This is a genomic window from Alkalicoccobacillus porphyridii, from assembly GCF_007293315.1.
GTDB classification, from domain to species: Bacteria; Bacillota; Bacilli; order Bacillales; family Bacillaceae_D; genus Alkalicoccobacillus; species Alkalicoccobacillus porphyridii.
The window spans coordinates 157,199-182,020 of the sequence record NZ_VLXZ01000006.1; the positions used below are offsets into that span (position 1 = coordinate 157,199).

At 41.7% G+C, this 24,822-nt stretch carries 21 protein-coding genes; all 21 read left to right on the top strand.

The genetic code is table 11. The features are described from left to right. Nucleotides 1-20 precede the first annotated feature (20 nt). Entirely contained in the window at nucleotides 21-1,268 is a 1,248-nt protein-coding gene (rseP, locus tag FN960_RS11600; protein WP_143848887.1) for an RIP metalloprotease RseP, read from the top strand. A 31-nt stretch (nucleotides 1,269-1,299) separates the two neighbouring features. Further along, a complete protein-coding gene (locus tag FN960_RS11605; protein ID WP_143848888.1) occupies nucleotides 1,300-3,009 on the top strand; it encodes a proline--tRNA ligase in 1,710 nt (569 codons plus the stop codon). A 73-nt stretch (nucleotides 3,010-3,082) separates the two neighbouring features. After that, on the top strand, nucleotides 3,083-7,381 hold the full coding sequence (locus FN960_RS11610) for a PolC-type DNA polymerase III (RefSeq protein WP_143848962.1): 4,299 nt from the start codon (nucleotides 3,083-3,085) through the stop codon (nucleotides 7,379-7,381). 169 nt (nucleotides 7,382-7,550) lie between these two features. After that, nucleotides 7,551-8,021, top strand: coding sequence for a ribosome maturation factor RimP (gene rimP, locus FN960_RS11615; protein ID WP_143848889.1), 471 nt, complete (start codon nucleotides 7,551-7,553; stop codon nucleotides 8,019-8,021). Between the two features lie 34 nt (nucleotides 8,022-8,055). After that, nucleotides 8,056-9,189 carry a transcription termination factor NusA gene (gene nusA, locus FN960_RS11620; protein ID WP_143848890.1) on the top strand — a complete coding sequence of 378 codons (1,134 nt, stop codon included), beginning with the start codon at nucleotides 8,056-8,058 and terminating at the stop codon, nucleotides 9,187-9,189. A 21-nt stretch (nucleotides 9,190-9,210) separates the two neighbouring features. After that, complete coding sequence (gene rnpM / locus FN960_RS11625; RefSeq protein WP_143848891.1) at nucleotides 9,211-9,489, top strand: RNase P modulator RnpM; 279 nt, start codon at nucleotides 9,211-9,213, stop codon at nucleotides 9,487-9,489. Next, nucleotides 9,486-9,797: a YlxQ family RNA-binding protein gene (locus FN960_RS11630; RefSeq protein WP_143848892.1), complete on the top strand. Its 312-nt coding sequence runs from the start codon at nucleotides 9,486-9,488 to the stop codon at nucleotides 9,795-9,797. The genes rnpM and FN960_RS11630 overlap by 4 nt, the downstream gene beginning before the upstream one ends. 16 nt (nucleotides 9,798-9,813) lie before the next feature. Further along, the gene (infB, locus tag FN960_RS11635) at nucleotides 9,814-11,973 is read left to right on the top strand and encodes a translation initiation factor IF-2 (RefSeq protein WP_143848893.1); all 2,160 of its coding nucleotides are present in this window, start codon (nucleotides 9,814-9,816) and stop codon (nucleotides 11,971-11,973) included. After that, nucleotides 11,970-12,251 (top strand): DUF503 domain-containing protein, encoded by a 282-nt coding sequence (locus FN960_RS11640; protein ID WP_143848894.1) that lies wholly within the window; start codon nucleotides 11,970-11,972, stop codon nucleotides 12,249-12,251. The genes infB and FN960_RS11640 overlap by 4 nt, the downstream gene beginning before the upstream one ends. Nucleotides 12,252-12,273: 22 nt before the next feature. Continuing rightward, entirely contained in the window at nucleotides 12,274-12,630 is a 357-nt protein-coding gene (rbfA, locus tag FN960_RS11645; protein WP_143848895.1) for a 30S ribosome-binding factor RbfA, read from the top strand. A gap of 69 nt (nucleotides 12,631-12,699) precedes the next feature. After that, nucleotides 12,700-13,638: a tRNA pseudouridine(55) synthase TruB gene (gene truB / locus FN960_RS11650; protein WP_143848896.1), complete on the top strand. Its 939-nt coding sequence runs from the start codon at nucleotides 12,700-12,702 to the stop codon at nucleotides 13,636-13,638. Then, nucleotides 13,635-14,588, top strand: coding sequence for a bifunctional riboflavin kinase/FAD synthetase (gene ribF / locus FN960_RS11655; RefSeq protein WP_143848897.1), 954 nt, complete (start codon nucleotides 13,635-13,637; stop codon nucleotides 14,586-14,588). The genes truB and ribF overlap by 4 nt, the downstream gene beginning before the upstream one ends. Nucleotides 14,589-14,723: 135 nt before the next feature. Continuing rightward, a complete protein-coding gene (gene rpsO / locus FN960_RS11660; protein ID WP_143848898.1) occupies nucleotides 14,724-14,993 on the top strand; it encodes a 30S ribosomal protein S15 in 270 nt (89 codons plus the stop codon). A gap of 139 nt (nucleotides 14,994-15,132) precedes the next feature. After that, nucleotides 15,133-17,247, top strand: coding sequence for a polyribonucleotide nucleotidyltransferase (pnp, locus tag FN960_RS11665; RefSeq protein ID WP_143848899.1), 2,115 nt, complete (start codon nucleotides 15,133-15,135; stop codon nucleotides 17,245-17,247). A 107-nt stretch (nucleotides 17,248-17,354) separates the two neighbouring features. After that, nucleotides 17,355-18,365 (top strand): polysaccharide deacetylase family protein, encoded by a 1,011-nt coding sequence (locus FN960_RS11675; protein ID WP_143848901.1) that lies wholly within the window; start codon nucleotides 17,355-17,357, stop codon nucleotides 18,363-18,365. A gap of 34 nt (nucleotides 18,366-18,399) precedes the next feature. Beyond that, nucleotides 18,400-19,587: a M16 family metallopeptidase gene (locus FN960_RS11680; protein WP_143848963.1), complete on the top strand. Its 1,188-nt coding sequence runs from the start codon at nucleotides 18,400-18,402 to the stop codon at nucleotides 19,585-19,587. A gap of 897 nt (nucleotides 19,588-20,484) precedes the next feature. Beyond that, nucleotides 20,485-20,727, top strand: a complete 243-nt coding sequence (locus tag FN960_RS11685; protein ID WP_143848964.1) for a YlmC/YmxH family sporulation protein — start codon at nucleotides 20,485-20,487, stop codon at nucleotides 20,725-20,727. Nucleotides 20,728-20,913: 186 nt separating this feature from the next. Next, on the top strand, nucleotides 20,914-21,801 hold the full coding sequence (gene dpaA / locus FN960_RS11690; protein WP_143848902.1) for a dipicolinic acid synthetase subunit A: 888 nt from the start codon (nucleotides 20,914-20,916) through the stop codon (nucleotides 21,799-21,801). 12 nt (nucleotides 21,802-21,813) lie between these two features. Continuing rightward, nucleotides 21,814-22,407 (top strand): dipicolinate synthase subunit B, encoded by a 594-nt coding sequence (dpaB, locus tag FN960_RS11695; RefSeq protein ID WP_143848903.1) that lies wholly within the window; start codon nucleotides 21,814-21,816, stop codon nucleotides 22,405-22,407. Between the two features lie 109 nt (nucleotides 22,408-22,516). Next, complete coding sequence (asd, locus tag FN960_RS11700; RefSeq protein WP_143848904.1) at nucleotides 22,517-23,563, top strand: aspartate-semialdehyde dehydrogenase; 1,047 nt, start codon at nucleotides 22,517-22,519, stop codon at nucleotides 23,561-23,563. Between the two features lie 14 nt (nucleotides 23,564-23,577). Next, nucleotides 23,578-24,801 carry an aspartate kinase gene (dapG, locus tag FN960_RS11705; protein ID WP_143848905.1) on the top strand — a complete coding sequence of 408 codons (1,224 nt, stop codon included), beginning with the start codon at nucleotides 23,578-23,580 and terminating at the stop codon, nucleotides 24,799-24,801. The last annotated feature ends 21 nt before the right edge of the window (nucleotides 24,802-24,822 follow it).

Genomic DNA, 24,822 nt, shown 5'->3' on the forward strand with positions numbered 1-24,822 from the left:
AAAGGCGGAGAAGATTAACATTGAATACATTACTTTCTTTTCTGGTGATTTTTAGTGTACTAGTATTTGTTCACGAATGGGGGCATTTATACTTTGCTCAAAGAGCCGGAATTCTCTGCCGTGAATTTGCGATTGGAATGGGGCCAAAGCTCTTTTCCTTTAAGCGTGATGAGACGATTTATACGGTCCGCTTACTACCAATTGGTGGCTTTGTACGGATGGCAGGAGAGGATCCTGAACAAGTATCAATTAAGCCAGGGTATGAAATTGGACTGGTCTTAAACGATGAAGAAAAAGTAACAAAAATCTATGTCAATAATAAGTCAAAGCACCCTGAAGCACAGGTTGTTCAAGTGGAGTATATCGATTTAGAAAAAGATTTGGTCATCGAGGCGTTTGATGACGAGGGTGAGCGAGTAGTCTATCACGTCCATGAGCGTGCTGATGTGATTCAAGACGAGGTTCCTAATCAAATAGCACCATTAAATCGTCAATTTGGCTCTAAGTCTGTTGGCAAACGTGCCATGGCCATATTTGCAGGCCCACTCATGAACTTTGTACTTGGATTTATCTTATTTGTTGTGGTTGCTGGAATACAGGGTGTAAACACAAATCAGGTATCATTTGTGGCGGAAGGTTCTGGCGCTGATGCGGCAGGCGTGCAGGCTGGTGATGTAATCCAAAGTATTAATGGTAATGAAACAAATTCTTGGAGAGCGGTCAGAAAAAATATTGAAGCTCATCCAGACTCAACCCTATCCTTAACCATTGAACGAGAAGGAAGTATCGTTGAAGTTGATGCAGAGACGGCTTCTGTTGATTTGGGACCAGAGCAAATTGGTCAATTAGGTGTCGGACCTACTTCAGAAAGAACTTTTACAGGTGCGATTATGCAAGGCTTTATTCAACCTTATGATCTAGCCATTTCTATTTTTAAAACACTTGGAACCATTATTACTGGCCAATTCTCACTTGACTATATTGCAGGACCTGTTGGTATTTATAATATAACTGGTGAAGCTGCATCGATGGGAATTATCACACTGGTTACATTTGCTGCCCTTCTAAGCATTAACCTAGGAATTATTAATCTTCTCCCAATTCCAGCGATGGATGGAGGCAGACTAATATTCTTAGGATATGAAGCAGTCAGAGGAAAACCCATCGATCCTCAGAAAGAAGGAATGATTCAGTTTGTTGGTTTTGCTTTCCTTATGCTTCTGATGATTGTTGTTACATGGAATGATATAAGCAAGCTGTTTATGTAGAAGAAAGAATCATAGAAGGGACTATACAGTTATGAGACAGAAGACCTTTTTAGTACCAACATTAAGAGATGTGCCTTCTGATGCGGATGTAATCAGCCACCAGCTCATGCTAAGGGCGGGGATGATTCGACAGACCGCTGCTGGAGTATATACGTACCTCCCGCTTGCTAAGCGTGTCATTGCTAAAGTAGAGTCAATTGTTCGTGAGGAATTAGAAGCTGTAGGTGCTCAGGAGTTAACGCTGCCTAGCTTACACCCAGCTGAATTATGGCAGGAAACAGGTCGTTGGGATAAAATGGGTGATGAATTAATACGTCTTCAGGATCGTCACGGGCGTGATTTTGCGTTAGGACCTACACATGAAGAGGTGATCACAAGTATTATTCGTGATGCCATTGGCTCATATAAGAAGCTACCTTTAAATGTGTTTCAAATTCAGACGAAGTTTCGTGATGAACGCCGCCCTCGTTTTGGTTTATTACGAGGTCGTGAATTCATTATGAAGGATGCCTATTCCTTTCACGATACAGAAGAGAGTTTGGATGAAACCTATCAAGCTATGTATAAAGCCTATGAGCGAATCTTTACTCGAGTTGGCTTAACCTTCCGTGCGGTCATTGCCGATTCAGGAGCAATGGGAGGCAAGGATACATTTGAATTTATGGCTTTAGCTGAGGTTGGGGAGGACACGATTGCGTATTCTGACTCATCCTCATATGCAGCAAATCTTGAAATGGCAACAAGTGTACGAGTAACAACTAGAAGTGAAGAAACGTCACAGCCTCTTAGTTCAGCCAAAGTAAATGCAGCAGCATCAATTCAGGAAGCTGCGCAACAGCTTGAATGGCCGCTTTCAAGAACCGTTCAAGTACTCGCCGTTAAAATCGATGAGGAACTTGCATTGCTTTTGCTTCGTGCTGACCATGAATTAAATGAAATTAAATCCTTGCATGAGCTACATGCAAAATCATTAACTGTGCTAGGCGAGCATGAGATTAAAGAACAGTTTAAAGTTGAAGCCGGTCAACTTACTGCCTTAGGTAATACATCGTTAAAAATATATGCTGATTATGCCTTAGAGGGTCAATCAGGATTTTTAATGAATTCAAGTACAGCGGATGAGTGTGCCATTCAGGTTGATCTCAACCGTGATTTAACAATTGAATCATACGTTGACTTACGCTTGGTTCAAGAAGGGGATCCATCTCCTGATGGAGAAGGGACAATTCAATTTGCTAGAGGGATTGAAATTGGGCAAGTATTTAAGTTGGGTACCTTCTATTCTGATTCTATGGGTGCATCCTTTTTAGATCAAAATGGACGAGCAAATCCTTTTAAAATGGGCTGCTATGGTATAGGTGTTTCACGTACGGTTGCCGCTATCATCGAGCAGCATCATGATGACAATGGTATTGTTTGGCCAATCGCTGTCGCTCCATTTCAGCTTCATTTGCTGACACTAAATTCAAAAAATGAAGAACAAGCTACCCTTTCTGAACAAGTCTATTCTTCGCTCAAGAAAGACGGCTGGGACGTATTATATGATGATCGTCCAGAGCGAGCAGGCGTTAAATTTAAGGATGCAGATTTAATTGGAATTCCATTAAGAGTATCTGTTGGTAAGCGTGCAGATGAAGGGTTCCTAGAGCTAAAGGTTCGTTCCACTGGTGAATCAATAGACGTACATGTAGATGATCTTGCAGAAACATTACAATCAAAGCTGCAGGAGCTCTCAAACTAAGAGCATGTTTGGGCTGATCCGTAATTGAATCAGCCCTTTTTCTTTTGATAAAAAGATTTAGGGGGTGCAGACAATCGACTTAGATAAAGAAACAAGACAGGAACGGCTTCAGCTACTGTTAAATCAGATTCAGATGCCTGATGAAATCATATCAGAGCATTTTAAAGATGGGTATATTAAGAAGCTTGTTATCTCTAAACAGAAAAAAAGCTGGCACTTTTATATCACAATGAACCATTTAGTACCAGCTTCCATTTACCAATTATTTAAAGAAAGACTTACTCATACATTTAAACATATAGCAGAGGTGAACCATAGCTTCATCTATGAAAGCAGTGAACCTACTGATTCAATCTGGCATGGCTATTGGCCTCTAATCGTCGCTGAGGTTACAGATATCTCAGATGCTCTACGCACGCTTTTAAAAAATCAAACACCGGCTTTTGATGGGCGATTGGTTACGATTAAGGTGCGGAATGAAACGGAAGCGACTGCACTTAAAAGAAAGCTTGCTCAGCCACTAAATGATTGTCTTACTTCATTTGGTCTACCAAATATTCAGCTTGAAGCAACCTTCCAGGAGTCATCGCAGGCATTTGAGGAGTTTGTTAAAAATCGTGAAGAAGAAGATCACTCTAAAGTGGTTGAAGCAATGATGGAGAAGAAAAAGGCGGAGGAGCAAGCAGCCAAAGATGTCCAGGGTAAATCACTTACGATTGGTTATCCAATTAAGGATGAGGCTACACCAATTGAAGGTATTGTAGATGAAGAAAGACGAATTACGGTACAAGGATTGGTGTTTGACTCTGAAATTCGTGAGCTTCGCAGTGGTCGTTCATTATTAACGTTTAAAATAACCGATTATACCGACTCCATTTTAGTGAAGATATTCTCTCGTGATAAAGAAGACCTTCCACTTTTACAGGCAGTAAAAAAAGGAATGTGGCTTAAAGTTCGTGGAGGTATTCAAAACGATACGTTTGTACGTGATCTCGTGATGATTGCGAATGACATTAATCAAATTGAAGCAGACGTTATTACAGATGATGCAGAGGAAAAACGAGTCGAGCTTCACCTTCATACCTCTATGAGTCAGATGGACGGGATGACCAATGCCGGTAGATATGTACAACAAGCGGCTCAGTGGGGACATAAAGCAATGGCTGTTACCGACCATGGAGTCGTACAGGCTTTTCCAGAGGCTTACTCTGCGAGCAAAAAGCATGGTGTGAAACTTTTATTTGGACTTGAAGCAAACCTTGTAGATGATGGAGTGCCAATTGCCTATAATGAGCAACCGATTCAGCTTGAGACCGCGGAATACGTTGTTTTTGACGTAGAGACAACTGGTTTATCTGCTGTCTACAATACAATTATTGAACTAGCCGCAGTAAAAATTAAAGACGGCGAGATTATTGATCGGTTTGAGTCTTTTGCTGATCCGCATGAACCGTTAAGCCATACAATCATGAACCTTACGGGTATAACGGATGATATGGTACGAGGACAGCCTGAAGTGGAGGATGTATTAAAGGATTTCTATGAATTTTCTAAGGGCAGTGTGCTTGTTGCACATAATGCCAGCTTTGATATTGGTTTCTTGAATGTAGGGTACAAGAAGATCAATAAAGGAGAAGTAACGAATCCGGTTATTGATACATTGGAGCTTGGGCGTTTCCTGTATCCAGAACTAAAAAACCACCGATTAAACACATTGTGTAAAAAGTTTGATATTGAACTGGTCAGTCACCACCGGGCGATTTATGATGCAGAGGCCACAGGTTATCTCCTATGGAAAATGGTGAAGGATGCTAGAGAAAAGGAAATTCTCTCCCATGATGAGATCAATCAGCATATGGGACAAGGTAACTTCCACCGTCAGCGTCCGTCTCATTGCACCATTTTAGTGACTTCTCAAGAAGGCCTTAAGAATCTCTATAAGCTAGTCAGTATCTCACATGTTGATTATTTTTTCCGTACCCCAAGAATTCCGCGATCACAGCTTAGTAAGCATCGTGAGGGCTTAATCATTGGTTCGGCGTGTGATAAAGGGGAAGTATTTGAGGGAATGATGCAGAAGTCAGCAGATGAGGTTGAATCCATTGCTGCCTTTTACGATTATTTCGAAGTACAGCCTCCTACTAATTATGCGCATTTGATTGAACGGGAACTAGTCAAAGACGAGAAATCACTCCAAGAGATCATCTCAAATATTGTGAAGCTTGGAGAGAAGCAGAACAAACCTGTTGTAGCAACCGGAAATGTTCATTACTTACAGAAGGAAGATTACATTAATAGAAAGATCTTAATTGCTTCTCAAGGTGGGGCCAATCCTTTGAATCGTCAGGAGCTCCCTGAGGTTCATTTCCGTACAACAACGGAGATGCTTCAGCTCTTTTCATTCTTGGGGGAAGAGACAGCTAAAGATATTGTTGTTACTCAGACAAATGCTATTGCCGACAGAGTCGAGGATGGTATTCAACCAGTGCCAGATGATCTATATGCACCAAAAATTGATGGGGCAGATGAAGAAATTAGACAGATGAGCTATGATCGTGCCAAAAGCATCTATGGAGAAGAATTGCCTGAGGTCGTAACAGCACGATTGGAAAAAGAGCTAAAAAGCATCATTGGCCATGGGTTCGCCGTTATCTACCTGATCTCTCACAAGCTCGTTAAAAAGTCCTTAATTGATGGCTACCTTGTTGGATCTCGTGGTTCAGTCGGTTCGTCTCTTGTAGCAACAATGACGGAGATTACAGAAGTCAATCCTCTTGCGCCACATTACGTCTGTCCAAGCTGCCGACATTCTGAATTCTTTGATGATGGAAGTGTGGCTTCAGGCTATGACCTAAAAGACAAGGATTGTCCTGAGTGCGGTACGGCTTATGTGAAGGATGGTCAAGATATTCCCTTTGAAACGTTCCTTGGGTTTAAAGGGGATAAGGTACCCGATATTGATTTAAACTTCTCTGGAAGCTATCAGCCACGTGCTCACCAATATACAAAGGAATTGTTTGGTGAGGAATATGTGTATCGAGCAGGAACCATTGGAACGGTTGCTGAAAAAACCGCCTATGGATATGTGAAAGGCTATCAGGGTGATCATGATCTGATTATGCGTGGGGCAGAAATCGATAGACTCGTTTCTGGTACCACCGGAGTAAAACGGACAACCGGGCAGCACCCGGGTGGAATTATTGTTGTCCCTGATTATATGGACATTCATGATTTCAGTCCAATCCAGTTTCCAGCAGATGATAAGAATTCAGAATGGAAAACCACCCACTTTGACTTCCACTCGATTCATGATAACCTGCTTAAATTAGATATTCTTGGTCACGATGATCCGACGGTTATTCGAATGCTACAGGATTTAAGTGGCATTGATCCAAAAACGATTCCAACGGATGACCCAGAGGTTATGAAGATTTTTAGTAGTCCGGATGTACTTGGTGTAGACGAAGAACAGATTATGTGTAAAACGGGAACACTTGGTATCCCAGAGTTTGGAACACGTTTTGTTCGTCAGATGCTCGAGGAAACCAAACCAAGTACATTCTCAGAGCTCGTGCAAATTTCAGGCCTATCACACGGAACCGATGTATGGCTGAACAATGCCAATGAATTAATCTACAACGGCACATGTGAACTGAAGGACGTAATTGGTTGTCGTGATGATATTATGGTGTATTTAATCTATGCTGGGCTTGATTCATCACTCGCTTTTAAAATTATGGAGTTTGTACGAAAAGGAAAAGGGCTTCAACCTGAGTGGATTGATGAAATGAAAAAGCATAATGTACCAGATTGGTATATTCAATCCTGCTTAAAGATTAAATATATGTTCCCGAAAGCGCACGCCGCTGCGTATGTTTTGATGGCTGTTCGGATTGCATACTTTAAAGTGCATCACCCAATCTTGTATTATGCATCTTATTTCACTGTTCGAGCTGATGATTTTGACATGGATACGATGATTAAAGGGTCAACGTCCATTCGAGCGAAGATAGATGAAATAAACAAAAAAGGGTTAGATGCAGCACCTAAGGAGAAGGCCGTACTGACCGTGCTGGAGCTTGCCTTGGAAATGTGCGAACGTGGATTTTCTTTCCAGAAGGCGGATCTCTATCGGTCAGCAGCTGAGGAGTTTATTGTGGATGGCATGAGTTTATTGCCGCCATTTAACTCACTAACAGGAGTAGGGACTAACGCAGCACACAATATCGTACGTGCACGCAAAGAAAGAGAGTTTCTTTCTAAAGAAGATCTGCAGCAGCGTAGTAAATTAACCAAAACCGTTGTTGAGAATTTAGACGAGCATGGTTGCTTAGAAGGATTACCAGATTCCAATCAGCTTTCGCTCTTCTGATAACCATTCGCAACGCGCGATCGGTTGCAAACACACGGTGTTTATGCTAATCTTAATATGGTAATACTTAGAATACGTTCGGAGGAGAGTGGGGCAACCCACTCTTTCGTTTTTGTGCTGTCTCATTTGTAAGTCAGATTTAGGAGATAGAATGTTAGGAGGGTAAAGTTTGAGCAGGAATGTCACATCAATAACCGAAAGTCTTGTGACACCAATTTTAGCTGAACTTAATCTTGAACTCGTAGACATTGAGTACAAGAAAGAGGGGCCAAATTGGTTTTTACGTGTGTTTATAGATTCTGAATCAGGCGTTGACTTAGATGATTGTGGAGCAGTGAGTGAAAGACTGAGTGAGGAGCTTGATCGTACAGACCCAATTGAGGAAGCGTATTTTCTTGAAGTTTCTTCGCCTGGAGCAGAACGACCGCTGAAAAAGGCCTCAGATCTTGAGAAAGCCATCGGAAAATATATAGCTGTATCAACCTACGAGCCAGTTGATGGCCAAAAATCCTTTGAAGGCACACTTGTATCCTTCGATGGACAAACCGTTGAGCTTGAGGTCACAGTCAAAACAAGAAAGAAAGTCTATCAGATTCCATATAAAAAAGTCGCGAATGCGCGTTTAGCCATTTTATTTTAATGTTGGCCTAAGTCTGAAAGGGGGACAATGAGTGATGAATACTGAATTTATGGAAGCATTAACTACATTAGAACATGATAAAGGAATTAAAAAAGATATTATTATTGAAGCAATTGAAGCAGCACTTATTTCCGGATACAAACGTAATTTTAGTCAAGCGCAAAATGTGCGTGTTGATGTAAATCGAGACAACGGTAGTATCCGTGTCTTTGCACGTAAAGTAGTGGTTGAAGAGGTATTTGACTCGCGCCTAGAAATTACTTTGGATGAAGCACATCAAATGGATCCTAACTATGATTTGGATGATGTGATTGAAATTGAAGTGACACCAAAGGACTTTGGACGGATTGCTGCGCAAACCGCAAAGCAGGTCGTAACCCAAAGAGTGCGTGAAGCTGAACGCGGCATCATTTATTCCGATTTTATCGACCGCGAGGAAGACATTATGACGGGAATTGTTCAGCGTCAGGATCATCGTTTTATTTATGTTGATCTAGGTAAGGTGGAAGCTCTTCTTCCACTTAATGAACAAATGCCAAATGAAAGCTATAAGCATAATGATCGAATGAAGGCGTTTATAACGAAAGTAGAGAAAACAACAAAGGGACCACAAATTTTGATTTCCCGCACTCATCCTGGATTATTAAAGCGACTATTTGAGCTCGAAGTTCCGGAAATTTACGATGGAACAGTAGAAATTAAATCTGTTTCTCGTGAAGCTGGAGATCGTTCTAAAATCGCCGTTCACTCTGATAACCCTGAGGTTGATCCAGTAGGAGCCTGTGTTGGACCTCGTGGACAACGAGTTCAAACGATTGTGAATGAGCTAAAAGGGGAAAAGATAGACATCGTAAAATGGTCTGAAGACCCTGTGGAATATGTAGCAAATGCACTTAGTCCTTCTAAAGTTGTTCGCGTTAATGTGAATGAAACAGATAAAATGACTCAAGTGATTGTACCTGATTACCAGCTATCATTAGCCATTGGTAAACGTGGCCAAAATGCCCGTTTGGCAGCTAAATTGACCGGTTGGAAAATTGACATTAAGAGTGAATCAGAGGCTGAAGAACTAGGTTTATTAGAAGAAAAAGATTTTGAGCCCGTTCCAGAATCCGATGAGAATACGTTTGAAGATTCTTCGGATTATACTTCTTTTGAGCGGGAATAGTGTCACAAAGGAGATGAATTCGTGAGCCAGCGTAAAATTCCTTTGAGAAAATGTGTAGTAACCAATGAAATGAAGCCTAAAAAAGAACTAATACGCATTGTTCGCTCTCCGGAAGGGGTAGTAGAGCTTGACCCTACCGGGAAAAAGAATGGCCGTGGTGCGTATCTAACAAATGATGAGCAGGTTTTTATACTTGCTAAAAAGAAAGATGTTCTTTCTCGGCATCTAAATGTAACACTTACCCCTTTGCAGTATGATGAGCTTCTCGCATCAAGACCAAAAGGTAACGCCAACTCATGAAAGTAGGCAGAGAGAAGTGGATATCTTTATTAGGACTAGCGGCTAGAGCGAGAGAGTTAGTATCTGGCGAAGAGCTGGTCATTAATGATATAAGACGAAAGAACGTCTATTTAGTTCTGATCTCAGCTGATGCATCAGCTGCTACCGCTAAGAAGATCCAGGACAAATGTCAGCATTATGACATTCCATACAAAGTAGGGGCGGATCGTTTTGTACTTGGTAGTGCCATTGGTAAAGCAGAGCGAGTGGTGATCGGTGTTAAAAGCAAGGGGTTCGCAGGAAAGATAAGTGATCTAATGGACCAATGAATGTGGAGGTAAGTATATGAAAAAAATGAGAATATATGAATACGCCAAAGAAAATAATGTTCAAAGCAAACAGTTAATTGATCAGCTTAAAGGTATGGGTGTAGAGGTTTCCAATCACATGTCCGTAGTTGATGAAGAGACTTTACGCAAGGCTTCTGGGAAATCTCAACCAGCTCAGGAGAAGAAGCCAGCTGAACCTGTGAAAAGCCAAAATCAACAGACTCAACAAAATCAGCAAAATAGACCAAAAGCTCAAACTAATCAAGGTGGAAATAGCTCCAGACCGGTTAAAAAGCAGGGTGCCGGTGGACAGCGTCCTCAGAACCGGAACCAAGGACAAAACCGCAATCAAAATCGCAATCGCAATCGTAACAATAATCAACGAAATCGTAATCAGCAGCAAGTTAAACAGACGATGCCATTACCAGATAAGATTACGTTCCACGGTTCTTTAACGGTAAGTGAACTGGCAAAAGAGCTTCATAGAGAAGCATCTGAGCTTATCAAAAAATTGATGGGTCTTGGTGTGATGGCTACAATTAACCAAGAGCTTGATAAAGATACAATTGAATTGATTGCAACAGATTATGGAGTAGAGGCAGAGGAAATTATTCCAGTTGATGAGTTGGATATTGATAACTACAACGCAGAAGATACCTCAGAGGAGCTTCAAGAACGCCCACCTGTTGTCACAATCATGGGGCACGTTGACCATGGTAAAACAACCCTGCTTGATTCAATTCGTAACACAAAGGTAACGGCAGGAGAAGCTGGTGGAATTACTCAACATATCGGTGCGTACCAAGTTGAGACAAACGGCAAAAAAGTAACCTTCTTAGATACACCAGGTCACGCTGCTTTTACAACGATGCGTGCACGTGGGGCTCAAGTAACGGATATCACGATACTTGTTGTAGCTGCTGATGATGGTGTAATGCCTCAAACAAAAGAAGCCATCAGTCATGCAAAAGCTGCTGGAGTACCGATTATAGTTGCTGTGAATAAAGTAGATAAGGAAGCCGCAAATCCTGATCGAGTGATGCAAGAGCTAACAGAATATGAGTTAGTTCCGGAAGCATGGGGCGGAGAGACAATCTTTGTCAATGTTTCTGCGATTAACGGCACTGGAATTGATGAGCTTCTTGAGATGATCCTTTTGGTTTCTGAGGTAGAAGAATTAAAAGCAAACCCAGATAAGCTTGCTGTAGGTTCTGTAGTTGAGGCTCAGCTTGATAAAGGTCGTGGACCTGTTGCAACATTACTTGTTCAAGCGGGTACACTAAACGTAGGTGACCCACTAGTTGTTGGAAACACCTATGGTCGTGTGCGTGCTCTTGTGAACGACCTTGGACGTAGAGTGAAATCAGTTGGACCATCTACTCCTGTAGAGATTACAGGTCTAAATGATGTACCACTTGCGGGAGATCAATTCCAAGCGTTCAAAGATGAGAAAAAAGCGCGTCAAATTGGAGAAGCTAGAAATGCACGTCACCGTGATGAAAATCGTACAGAGACCTCACGTGTATCCTTGGATGATTTGTTTAACCAAATCCAACAAGGGGAAGTAAAAGACATTAACATCATTATTAAAGGTGATGTACAAGGCTCAGTAGAAGCGATGCGTGGTTCACTAGAGAAGATTGAAGTTGAAGGCGTTAAAGTCAACATCATTCATACTGGCGTTGGAGCGATCGCAGAGTCAGATATTATTCTAGCCTCAGCTTCTAATGCAATCGTGATTGGTTTTAACGTTCGTCCTGACGTGAATGCAAAGCGTACAGCTGAGGTCGAAAAAGTAGATATTCGTCTGCACCGTGTAATCTACAATGCAATTGACGAGATTGAATCAGCAATGAAGGGTATGCTTGACCCAGAATACGAAGAGAAAGTTATTGGTCAGGTAGAAATCCGTACAACCTTCAAAGTATCTAAGATCGGAATGATTGCAGGTTCTTACGTGACAGATGGAAAAATCTCACGGAATTCAACCGTTCGTCTCATTCGTGATGGCATCGTTATTTATGAAGGTGCAATCAACGCATTGAAACGCTTTAAAGATGATGTGAAAGAAGTGGCTGCAGGGTACGAATGTGGTATTACGCTTGAGAACTTCAACGACATCAAAGAAGGCGACCAAATTGAAGCGTACGTGATGGAAGAAATCGTACGTAAATGATTATAGGAGCCCTCAAATGTGAACTGTTTATCTATGATGCTGGTTCGTTAAAAGCCAAACGGGCGGTTGTAAAGAGCCTAGTTGTTAGACTTGGGCAACGATATAATTTATCCGTTGCAGAAACGGCCTATCAAGATTTATGGCAGCGCACAGAGCTCAGTATCGTAGTTGTTGCTACAACCAAGAAACGTTGTGATCAGGAGCTGCAAAGAGCTTTGGCTCTTATTGACGCAGATCCTGAATCGGAACGTACTCTAACTGAGATAGAGTGGCTATAGTTTAATTAAGAGGTGATTATACATGAGCAAGGTTCGCGCAAATAAATTAGCAGAACAGATAAAAAAAGAAGTAAGTGACATTCTGCTTCGCGAAATAAAGGATCCGCGCGTTAAGTTTGTTACAGTAACAGGTGTAGATGTCACTGGAGATCTTCAACAAGCAAAAGCATTTATTACTGTTCTTGGAAGTGATGAAGAGAAGGAAGCAAGCTTACGAGGACTTAATAAGGCAAAAGGTTTTATTCGTTCTGAAATAGGCAAACGGATCCGCCTTCGCAAAACACCTGAATTAGAGTTTGAATTTGATGAGTCCATCGCTTATGGAAATCGAATTGAAACCTTGCTATCAGACTTAAATAGAAATAACGATTCAAACTAAAACAAAGGATAGCGGAGCATCTAGCTTCCTATCCTTTTTTTAGATGAATGGTGGAGAGGAGTGCAGCCATTGCCTACAGGAATATTGCCACTTATTAAACCAGCCGGTATGACATCACATGATTGTGTTTATAAGATACGTAGACTGTACCAAACTAAAAAGGTTGGGCATACAGGAACATTAGACCCAAGTGTAACGGGTGTACTACCTATATGTTTGGGGCGGGCAACCAAAGTTGCCGAATATATGTCAGACTTCGGGAAAACGTATGAAGCGGAGGTGACACTTGGCTTCTCAACGATCACCGAAGATGCAGATGGGGAAACACTTGAATCGAAGGCTGTGCACGAACAATGGACAGATTCAGAAATTCGTATGGTTCTTCAGTCATTTTTAGGTGAACAAGTGCAAATTCCACCAATGTATTCAGCTGTAAAAGTAAATGGAAAGAAATTATATGAGTATGCCAGAGCCAACCAGACTGTAAAAAGACCCGAGAGAAAGATCATGATTCATGAGATTCACATGCTTTCTCACTCAAAAAAAACGGAGGATACCTATTCTATTCGTTTTTCTGTGAGGTGTAGTAAAGGAACGTATATCCGTACGCTAGCGGTGTCGATTGGTGAGGCGTTAGGTTACCCAAGTCATATGTCAAACTTAATACGCACGGCTTCCGGTCCATATACATTATCTGACTGTATTACGTTTGAGGAGCTTAGTCAGATGGAAGTTGATGATCGTTTGCAAGTACTTAAACCGTTCAGTGAGGTACTTGCTGAGTGGCCAGCCATTATTGTGGACGCAAGCGTTGAAGCACAGGTTCGTCACGGCGCGGTTTTACCTAATCATGTGCTTGGAGCCGATCAACGCGTGGTTGTCTATTCCTCACAAAAGGAATTGCTTGCTATCTATAAGCCTCATCCTACAAAAACAGCTGTAATGAAGCCTGAAAAGATGCTACTTCCACCTGAAGACAAGTCGATTATAAGGGGGGAAGGTGAATGAAAACGATTTATCTTAGTCATCCGCTTGATCATTCCTCCCTCTTAGTTGAGCCTACAGTATTTGCCTTAGGCTACTTTGACGGTGTGCATAAGGGACATAAGCATGTCATCAGTCAAGCTGTTACTTATGCCCGAGAGAATGAAATGAAGAGTGCTGTCATGACATTTCACCCTCATCCGAAGGAAGTTCTGCAAAAATTGGCGGAGCCGATGCATTTCTTGACGCCACTACCAGATAAACTCGCGGCAATCGCAGAGCTTGGAGTAGATAAAACATATGTGGTAGAGTTTAATCAGTCATTTGCTGATCTCCTACCCCAGCAGTTTGTTGACCAATACTTAATTACTTTAGGAGCTAAGCATGTTGTGGCAGGGTTTGATTTCACCTATGGAAAATGGGGTAGAGGGACAATGGACACATTATCCGAACATAGTCGTGAATCCTTTACCCTGAGTGCCGTTCCAAAAGTAGAAAAAGAAGGGATAAAAGTGAGTTCAACAGCTTTACGAGCTTTATTAAATGAGGGAAAAGTTGAAAAGGTGGCAGATCTACTGGGTCATCCCTATCAAGTAGAGGGAACTGTGGTAGATGGTGAGAAGAGAGGGAGAAGTATTGGTTTCCCTACCGCCAATGTGATGCTCGACAAACGTTATGTCATACCTAAAACCGGTGTCTACGTTGTAAGCGTTCGGATTGGTGATGAACAGCTGTATGGTATGTGTAATGTTGGCTACAAACCTACCTTCCATGAGAAGCGCCCAGATGCCCCCAATATAGAAGTGCATCTACTTGAATTTGATAAGCAGATATATGGTAAGAATATTTTCGTCACATGGCTTCAAAGGCTAAGGGATGAGAAGCGATTTAATGGCATCGACGAATTAATTGCTCAGCTTCAGATTGATAAGCAAAGAACAGAGACGTACGCCCGTAATAATCCCATTGAATAAGTTATGGCTGCCACTTGCATTCTAAGAAAAAGCAAGGTATAGTAATTGATGTACTGTTGTACACTACCGTTTCTTGGCAGCACGCTTCACCAACGTCCGCTAGGAAATCGGATAAAATTGAAGGAGGTGAGTAGGATGGCATTATCACAAGAGCGTAAAAATGAGCTAATTGCTACATTTAAAACGCATGACACGGACACTGGTTCTCCAGAGGTTCAAGTGGCTATCCTTACTGAGCAAATCAACACACTAAATGAGCATTTACGTACTCATAAAAAGGATCACCATTCAAGACGCGGTCTTTTGAAAATGGTTGGTTCGCGTCGTAATTTATTAACGTATCTTCGTAATAAAGACGTAGCGCGCTACCGTGATCTCGTTGACAAGCTTGGCTTACGCCGATAAACACGACAAAAGCGGGGACTTGTTCCCGCTTTTTTGTTGGTTAGACGACAATTATTAATTTAGCAATTATGTACATTTGAAATACTGGTCAAACTACAATGAACGTGATTGATTCTATGTAAGAGAGGAGTACGCGCATATGGAACAAGGAAAACAAGAATTTTCAATTGAATGGGCTGGTCGCACGTTAACCGTTGAAACTGGCGAGCTAGCAAAACAAGCTAACGGCGCAGTACTTGTACGTTACGGAGATACAGCAGTTCTATCAACTGCAACAGCTTCAAAGGAACCAAAGGACCTGCCTTTTTTCCCATTAACAGTGAATTATGAAGAGCGTTTGTATGCAGCTGGGAAGATCCCAGGTGGTTTTATCAAAAGAGAGGGTCGTCCGAGTGAGCGTGCAATATTAACGAGTCGCTTAATCGATCGACCAATTAGACCATTGTTCCCTGATGGATTCCGTAATGAGGTTCAAGTTATCAGTATCGTGATGAGTTCTGATTTAGACGCATCCTCTGAAATGGCAGCGATGATTGGATCTTCTTTGGCTCTATCTATTTCAGATATTCCCTTTGCAGGACCGATTGCAGGAGTTACGGTTGGACGTATTGAAGAAGAGTTAATTATCAACCCTTCTACTGACCAACTAGCCAAGAGCGATCTAAACCTAGTAGTAGCAGGAACAAAAGATGCTATTAACATGGTTGAAGCAGGGGCTCAAGAGCTTTCTGAAGAATTAATGCTTGAAGCCATTATGTTTGGACATGATGAAATCAAACGCATCATTGCTTTCCAAGAAGAGATTGTGGCAAGTGTTGGAAAAGAGAAAAAAGATGTTGTATTAAAAACAACAAATGCTGAGCTTGAAGCGAGTATCCGTCAAAGTACTGAGGCTGAGCTTAAACAAGCTGTACAAGTTCAAGAAAAGCATGCACGCCAAGAGGCGATTGATGAGGTTATTTCAAAAACCGTTGCTTCTTACGAGGAAGCGGAAGACATCAATGTCTCTGAAGTAAAAGAAATTCTTCAGAAGTTTGTCAAAGAGGAAGTTCGTCGACTCATTACGGTAGAAAAAGTTCGCCCTGATGGACGAGCTATCGATGAGATTCGTCCGTTATCCTCACAGGTTTCATACCTAACGAGAACACACGGGTCAGGACTATTCACACGAGGACAAACACAAGCGCTTAGTATTTGTACGCTTGGAGCTTTAGGTGATGTCCAGATTCTTGATGGTCTAGGTCTTGAAGAATCTAAACGCTTTATGCATCATTATAACTTCCCTCAGTTCAGCGTAGGGGAAACTGGACCAATTCGTGCCCCTGGACGTCGTGAAATTGGACATGGTGCATTAGGAGAAAGAGCATTAGAAGCTGTTATTCCTTCTGAACAGGATTTTCCATATACGATTCGCCTTGTTTCAGAGGTATTGGAATCTAATGGATCAACCTCTCAAGCAAGTATTTGTGCGAGTACACTCGCTATGATGGACGCAGGTGTTCCGATTAAAGCACCAGTAGCTGGGATTGCTATGGGTCTTGTAAAACACGAAGAGCATGTAAGTGTTCTAACTGATATTCAAGGTATGGAAGATGCTCTTGGTGATATGGACTTTAAAGTTGCCGGTACAAAAGATGGGATTACAGCCCTGCAGATGGACATAAAAATCTTAGGAATTGATCGTACAATCCTAGAGGAAGCACTGGCTCAAGCAAAGCGCGGTCGCATGGTGATTCTCGATAACATGTTATCTGCTATTAGTGAGCATCGCAGTGATCTTTCTGATTATGCGCCAAAAATCCTAACGATGAAAATTAATCCTGACAAAATTCGTGATGTGATTGGACCGAGTGGAAAAATCATTAATCAAATTATTGAAGATACCGGTGTGAAAATCGATATCGAACAGGATGGTACCGTGTATATTTCTTCTACTGATAAATCAATGAATGACAAAGCACGAGGCATTATTGAAGATATTGTTCGAGAAGTGCAGCTCGGTGAAACCTACCTTGGTAAGGTTAAACGCATTGAGAAGTTCGGAGCTTTTGTTGAATTGTTTAAAGGAAAAGATGGACTTGTTCACATTTCTCAGCTGGCCGAAGAACGTGTTGGCAAAGTAGAGGATGTCGTGAAACTTGGAGATGAGATTCTAGTTCGTGTTACAGAAATTGATAACCAAGGTCGAGTAAATCTATCTCGTAAAGTCATTATTAAAGAAGAAAAACAAAAACAAGCAGAAGCAAAACAATAAGCAGCACTTAAGAAGGACTGGGGATGTACCAGTCTTTTTTTGTATTTTTCTAGCCATGTTCTACCTTGTCCTCCTCTTGCATACATTCGTGAAGAGGAGGATTTCACATGAAAAAAAGTATCGTGCATATCGGTTTTTTTATTCTAGTTATCTTATTAACAGCTGGAGCCTTACAAAACCCATTTACTCTCTCATATATTGATGCTATTCGAAGTACACAAGCTGAAGCTGTATCTTCAAAGGACCATACTTTAATGAATCAGATTTCAGAAAAAGCCAAGGAATATCATATCCCAGCTTCTGATGCACGAGTAGATCGAGTATGGAAGGCCGTACCTGGTTACAAGGGCGTGGAGGTTGACGTTGAAAAATCCTATGATAAGATGGAGGAGCTTGGGCAATTCGATGAAAAGAAGCTTGTCTTTAAAGAGATAGAACCGAGTGTGCACCTTGAAGATCTTCCTCCTTCCCCCATTTTTCGTGGCCATGAACAAAAACAAATGGTCAGCCTACTTGTGAATGTAGCATGGGGCAATGAGTATATTCCTGAACTACTAAAAACAATGAAACGCCATGAGGTGGAGGCTACTTTTTTTCTAGACGGCTCTTGGGTGAACAATAATTCAAAAATAGCTCAGATGATATATGAAGAAGGTCACGAAATTGGTAGTCATGCGTATACACATCCGGATATGCAGAGAATATCACGTGCTGAGATCAAAAGTGAACTAGAGAAAACAAATGATGTTATTAACGCGACACTTGGCGTTACACCGATGTGGTTTGCTCCCCCTAGCGGAAGCTTTACAGATGATGTAGTGAAGGAAGCAGCTAATCAGGGTATGTATACAATTCTATGGTCTGTAGATACCGTAGACTGGCGTAAACCTAATCCTCAAGAAATGGTCCAACGGGTAGTAGGCAAACTTCATCCAGGAGCAACGATATTAATGCATCCCACTGATTCAACAGCCAGAGGATTAGAGCAACTTATTAAAGAAATTAAAGAACAAGGGTATCAAATTGGAACGGTTTCAGATTTGATGGCAGAGACTCGAACAGGTTTCCCTGGACCATCAGATACTAGTAGGGAGGCAGAGGTTGATACAGAAAATTAAATTAGCGAACGGTGTACGAATCTTGATAGAGCCAATGCCCAGTGTACGCTCCGTATCAATGGGGATTTGGATAGGAACAGGATCTAGAAACGAAAGTCCTAAGGAAAACGGTTTATCTCACCTTCTAGAACACATGCTGTTTAAGGGAACAGAAACACGATCACCTCAAGATATTGCTGAGGCGTTTGATCAAATTGGCGGACAGGTCAATGCTTTTACATCAAAGGAATATACTTGTTATTATGCTAAGGTACTTGATGAGCATTCACTGATTGCATTGGACGTCCTACAGGATATGTTTTTTAATTCTACCTTTGACGAGGCGGAATTACAAAAAGAGAAAAATGTCATTGAAGAAGAGATACGAATGGTTGAGGATACACCGGATGACATTGTTCATGAATTATTAAGCGAGGCTTGTTACGGGGATCATTCACTTGCATATCCCATACTCGGGACAAACGAAACTCTCGCTTCATTTAATGCGGATGATCTAAGAGCGTATATGGATCGCTATTATACGGGGGATTACCTTGTCATTTCTGTAGCGGGTAATATTCATGAATCATTAATTGAACAGTTAAAGACTACTTTTTCTAAGGTGAAGCCAACGGTTCACACTGAACAACTCACCGTACCTCAATTTATTCAAGATAAAAGAACCCGTACTAAAGATGCGGAGCAAGCCCATCTATGTATTGGCTACAACGGGTTAGCCATTAATGATCCTGATATTTATTCCTTAGTTCTTCTAAATAATTCGTTTGGAGGAAGTATGAGTAGTAGGTTGTTTCAGGAGATTCGTGAGAAGAGAGGCTTATGCTATTCTGTCTTTTCATATCATTCTTCATTTACTGATAGTGGATTACTAACTTTATATGCAGGGACCGGATTGTCGCAATTAGATGAGCTTGTTTCGGCTATGGCTGAAACAACTGAAGACATGGCAAGAAATGGGATGACTGAAAAGGAGTTAAGGAATGGAAAAGAGCAGCTTAAGGGGAGCTTAATGTTAAGCTTAGAGAGTACAAACAGTCGAATGAGCCGAAATGGTAAAAATGAACTGATGCTCCAAAATCATCGGACTCTCGATGAAATGCTTGATGAAATTAATTTGGTTTCTCAAGACTCTGTAAATAAGCTTGCAGAAACGATCCTTACATCCAAACCCGCTTTATCACTTGTCAGCACTACAGGGAAGTTGCCGGAATCACTCAAATAATCATTTATCGACGCTCTATCACTTTTTAATGTGATAGAGCGCTTTTTTTGAGTTGAACCCAAGTAAGAGGCTTCGGCGTCGCTCCCGGAATGGGGCACGCTTTCCGGGGGCGTGCGGTGAACTAATCTTGGCTAGCGCCAATCTTAATTCACCCCTGCACTTAACTCCCCTCGGAGTCGGCCCCATTCCGTCCGCTGAGAAAGAGGATCTTTTTTGAGTAAGAATTTTGTTATGAGTGTAGTTATTAGATTAGAGAAACGAGCTTCAGCTTTTTTATAAGATAAGAACATTGAGATAGAGGCTTCGGCGTCGCTCCCGGAATGGGGCACGCTTTCCGGGAGCGTGCGGTGAACTAATCTTGGCTAGCATCAATCTTATTTCACCCCTGCACTTAATTCCCCTCGGAGTTGGCCCCATTCCGTCCGCTGTGAATCAGCATCTGTTTTAAGTGGAATTATTGGTAAAAATGGAGCTATTTTTTTGAAGATGAAAATCTTAGGTTAGAGGCTTAGGTGTCATTCGAGGCGACTGAAAAAGAAGCTTTATATGATAGTGATCTTTTAAACAAAAAATCAGCCCTCATTTCCTTAGATAGGGATGTTGGTCTGAACGGGAATATGAGCGGAAGGAGAAAACGGAGACTCCTGCGGAACAGAACGAGGCAGACCGACATTGAAGTGGCGCCCTTCCACTTCAAGGGCTGAGGCCGTTCCCATGGAAAGCGTAGGTTTCTCCTGCAGCGGTGCACATGACCTCGGGTTACCCAAGGTCACGTGAGGCGACATCGAAGGGCACCAACTGACGATTTATCTTCTTTATAGATCTCGTACAGTTACTGAAGTCTAATCTATGTGTACAAATCATATGTATAACTATGACAAACAGAAGGAGCAAATGATGAGACTAAGTGAGATTGCGAGCAAGGAAATTGTAGATTATCAAAAGGGAGAGCGTCTTGGCGTTTTGGGACAAACGGATTTGCTTATTAACGAGGAAACTGGAGAAATTACAGCTTTTATTATTCCTACTTCCCGTTGGTATCAATTTGGTAAAAAGGATCAAGTTGTCACGGTGTATTGGCAGCAAATCAAAAAAATTGGTGAGGACATGATTATTATTGATGTAGATCCTATACCTTAAACATAAAAAATCGATCGTTACAGAACAATCCGAACACAGCGTGATTTCACGTGTGATTCGGTTTTTTTGTTTTCCGGTGATTGGTCACATTCACTGATTGGAAAGGACTACATATGATGAAACACAGAGATCGATGAAATGGCTAATTTATGCCAACCAAGAGCAGCTGAGAGAAGGAGGGTTAGTGTGTTAACGGAGAAACATATCCTATTAATCGGTGGAGATGCGAGGCACTTAGAAATTATTCGTAAGCTTTCTACGCTTGATGCCAAAATTTCATTAACAGGCTTTGAGCAATTAGATGATGGTTTTATTGGGGCCTCAAAGTATTTATTAGATGAGATTGAGTGGGAAACAGTGGATGCTATTATTCTTCCGGTGAGTGGCATGAGTGAGGAAGGACGAATTGATACGGTATTTTCAAATGAAAGTCTCACACTCTCACTGGGTCAATTAGAAAGAACACCAGCTCATTGTACGATTTATTCTGGAATTAGTAATACCTATCTTGATCAATTAGTTAAAAAATCAAATCGTGCACTCGTAAAATTAATGGAGCGAGATGATGTGGCGATTTATAACTCAATTCCAACAGCAGAGGGTGCTCTGATGATGGCGATTCAGCATACTGACTTCACCATTCATAATGCAAATGTAGCCATTCTTGGGCTTGGTCGCATTGGTATGACGATTGCCCGCAGCTTTGCAGCTTTAGGTGCTAAGGTGAAGGTGGGAGCAAGAGAAACGTCGTTGCTAGCTAGAATAAATGAGATGGGCCTTAAGCCTTTTCACACCAAACATATTCTTCAAGAGTTAAGAGATGTGGATATTTGTATTAATACCATACCAGCGCGCATGATTACCGCAAGAGTTCTAGCTGAAATGCCGCTTCATTCCCTCATTATTGATCTAGCCTCTAATGCGGGTGGTACAGACTTTAGATATGCTGAAAAACGTGGCATGAAAGCTATGCTTGTACCTGGTATGCCAGGCATTGTAGCACCCAAAACAGCGGGTCAGATACTTGCAAACATCCTAGCTGATTTACTTAAAAGCGATGAAGATGAAGAATAAGGAGGAGCTAAAATGACACTTGAAGGCAAGCATATAGGATTTGGATTAACGGGCTCACATTGTACCTACAGTGAAGTACTTCCGCAAATGAAAAAGCTTGTGGATCTTGGTGCAAAAGTGACGCCTTTTGCTACGTATACAGTGGAAACAACAGACACAAAATTTGGGGAAAGTGAAGAGTGGTTAGCTCAAATTGCCGAAATTACAAAGGAGCCATTAGTAAATTCGATCGTGAAAGCAGAGCCTTTTGGCCCAGCAACTCCGCTCGATTGTATGGTTATCGCTCCGTTAACAGGGAATTCAGCGAGCAAATTTGCGAATGCCTTAACGGATAACCCCGTTCTTATGGGTGCTAAGGCCACGCTTAGAAACGGCAATCCTGTGGTACTAGGTATCTCTACAAATGACGCACTCGGGTTAAACGGAGTGAATATTATGAAGTTAATGGCAGCTAAGAATATTTACTTTATCCCGTTTGGTCAAGATGCTCCAGATAAAAAACCAACCTCACTCGTGGCGAGAATGGAATCACTGCCAGAGACGGTGGAAGCGGCATTGACTGGTAAGCAACTTCAACCAGTTATCGTAGAAAAATTCCGTGATTAGTGGGCTAAGGTTGCACAAAACCCTATTTTCCCGTAAAGTTTAATAGAGTATACGGCTAAATGGCCGAAAGAGAACTTGAACTTGTTGGATGGGAAGGGAGATCATGATTATGTCTACAAATGGATATCATGTTGCCGTCGTTGGGGCAACGGGAGCAGTAGGACAGCAAATGCTTGTAACATTAGAAAAGAGAGGGTTTCCGATTGCTAGCCTTAAACTATTATCTTCAAAGCGTTCCGCGGGCAAAGAAATTACATTTAAAGGTGAAAGCTACACAGTAGAAGAGGCTACTCCAGAATCCTTTGAAGGAGTACAAATAGCGTTATTTAGTGCAGGTGGATCTGTGTCTAAAGCTTTAGCTCCGGAAGCTGTTAAACGCGGGGCTATTGTAGTTGATAATACGAGTGCTTTTCGTATGGATCCAGAGGTTCCACTTGTGGTGCCTGAAGTGAATGCAGCAGATCTTAGAGGAAATAAAGGCATCATTGCCAACCCTAATTGTTCAACCATTCAAATGGTGGCAGCACTTGAACCCATTCGTCAGAAGCTTGGCTTAAAAAAGGTCATTGTTTCTACGTATCAAGCCGTGTCTGGTGCTGGGCTCGAAGCTGTTGATGAATTAAAGAGTCAAACAGCTGATTTATTAGCAGGAAAAGAAGCTAAACCAGAAATCTTACCAGTGGGTGGAGACAAAAAGCATTATCAGATCGCGTTTAATGCCATTCCACAAATTGACGTGTTTCAAGAAAATGGGTATACATTCGAAGAAATGAAAATGATGAATGAAACCAAAAAGATCTTGCACATGGCAGAGCTTCAAGTAGCTGCAACGTGTGTACGTTTACCGATTGAGACAGGGCATTCTGAATCTGTATATATCGAAACAGAGCAAGAAGGTGCAACTGTTGATGAATTAAAATCACTCCTTTCAGATGCGCCAGGAGTAACGCTGCAGGATGATATTTCTCAGCAGGTTTATCCGATGGCAGCTAATTGTGTTGGTGAAGATGACGTATTTGTTGGTCGTATTCGTCGTGATTTGGATCAAGCAAATGGCTATCATTTCTGGGTTGTGTCAGATAACCTACTAAAAGGTGCAGCACTTAACTCTGTACAAATTGCTGAAAGTCTCATAGAGCAAGATCTATTATCTTAAGAAGAGTGTGAGCTATGAAAATCATTGTACAAAAATTTGGAGGAACATCTGTTAAAGATGAAAAGACAAGGAAGCTAGCAGCGAACCATGTACTGAACGCGGTCAACGATGGCTTAAAAGTAATTGTGGTTGTGTCGGCCATGGGACGTTCGGGCGATCCTTATGCAACAGATACATTACTCAGTTTACCAGGATCTGAACTTCCGAAACGGGAACAAGATTTATTAGCGTCATGTGGTGAGATTATATCTTCCGTTGTGTTTTCTCAGCTTCTATTATCAAAAGGATTGCAATCCATGGCTATGACGGGTGCGCAAGCTGGCTTTCGAACGAATGAGGATTTTACAAATGCTAAAATCATAGATATGAAGTCGGAGCATCTACGTAAGCTATTCACTCAGTACGATGTCCTTGTGGTCGCTGGTTTTCAAGGGCAATCGAAAACAGGAGAAACCACAACATTAGGACGTGGTGGGAGTGATACATCCGCAACAGCCTTAGCAGCAGCAGTGAATGCTGAATGGGTAGATATTTTTACAGATGTCGAGGGTGTAATGACAGCTGATCCGCGGATTGTAGAGAAAGCGAGACCGCTTGAGTCGATGACGTATAACGAAATTTGTAATATGGCGTATCAGGGGGCAAAGGTCATTCATCCACGTGCAGTAGAAATTGCGATGCAATCTAAAACCCCGATTCATATTCGTTCTACTTACTCAAATAAACAAGGGACGCTGGTGACAGCTATGCATTCTGGAACTGCTGGAAGTGACGTTCAAGAACAACTAATAACTGGAATTGCTCACTTAGCAAATGTTACCCAAATTAAAGTGGCAGCAGCAGAAGGGCAATACGACCTACAGGAAAAAGTCTTTAAATCAATGGCAATGGAAAAGATCAGTGTGGATTTCATTAACATTTCACCAAGAGGTGTTGTGTACACGGTGATGGATTCAGCAGCTGACCTCGCAGTGGAAACTCTCGAGAAGCTTGGGTTCAAGCCGGAGGTATTACGTAATTGTGCGAAGGTATCAGCAGTGGGTGCCGGTATGACTGGAGTTCCAGGTGTAACGGCAAAAATTGTGAGTGCCTTATCAGCCGAGAACGTTCAAATTTTGCAATCAGCTGATTCCCATACAACAATTTGGGTGCTGGTGAAGAATCAAGATATGAATAAGGCGGTCAATGCGTTACATCAAATGTTTCAGCTTGAAAAAGCAGGAATGAGTTTGGGGTAGTGAACTGACATCTAGGAGAGT

Coding starts and splice junctions, on each gene's coding strand:
- ribF (WP_143848897.1), top strand. CDS start 13,635: ATGAAAACGATTTATCTTAGTCATCCGCTTGATCATTCCTCCCTCTTA.
- dpaB (WP_143848903.1), top strand. CDS start 21,814: ATGACACTTGAAGGCAAGCATATAGGATTTGGATTAACGGGCTCACAT.
- rbfA (WP_143848895.1), top strand. CDS start 12,274: ATGAGCAAGGTTCGCGCAAATAAATTAGCAGAACAGATAAAAAAAGAA.
- rpsO (WP_143848898.1), top strand. CDS start 14,724: ATGGCATTATCACAAGAGCGTAAAAATGAGCTAATTGCTACATTTAAA.
- dapG (WP_143848905.1), top strand. CDS start 23,578: ATGAAAATCATTGTACAAAAATTTGGAGGAACATCTGTTAAAGATGAA.
- pnp (WP_143848899.1), top strand. CDS start 15,133: ATGGAACAAGGAAAACAAGAATTTTCAATTGAATGGGCTGGTCGCACG.
- FN960_RS11605 (WP_143848888.1), top strand. CDS start 1,300: ATGAGACAGAAGACCTTTTTAGTACCAACATTAAGAGATGTGCCTTCT.
- asd (WP_143848904.1), top strand. CDS start 22,517: ATGTCTACAAATGGATATCATGTTGCCGTCGTTGGGGCAACGGGAGCA.
- FN960_RS11640 (WP_143848894.1), top strand. CDS start 11,970: ATGATTATAGGAGCCCTCAAATGTGAACTGTTTATCTATGATGCTGGT.
- nusA (WP_143848890.1), top strand. CDS start 8,056: ATGAATACTGAATTTATGGAAGCATTAACTACATTAGAACATGATAAA.
- FN960_RS11675 (WP_143848901.1), top strand. CDS start 17,355: ATGAAAAAAAGTATCGTGCATATCGGTTTTTTTATTCTAGTTATCTTA.
- FN960_RS11680 (WP_143848963.1), top strand. CDS start 18,400: ATGCCCAGTGTACGCTCCGTATCAATGGGGATTTGGATAGGAACAGGA.
- FN960_RS11685 (WP_143848964.1), top strand. CDS start 20,485: ATGAGACTAAGTGAGATTGCGAGCAAGGAAATTGTAGATTATCAAAAG.
- infB (WP_143848893.1), top strand. CDS start 9,814: ATGAAAAAAATGAGAATATATGAATACGCCAAAGAAAATAATGTTCAA.
- FN960_RS11630 (WP_143848892.1), top strand. CDS start 9,486: ATGAAAGTAGGCAGAGAGAAGTGGATATCTTTATTAGGACTAGCGGCT.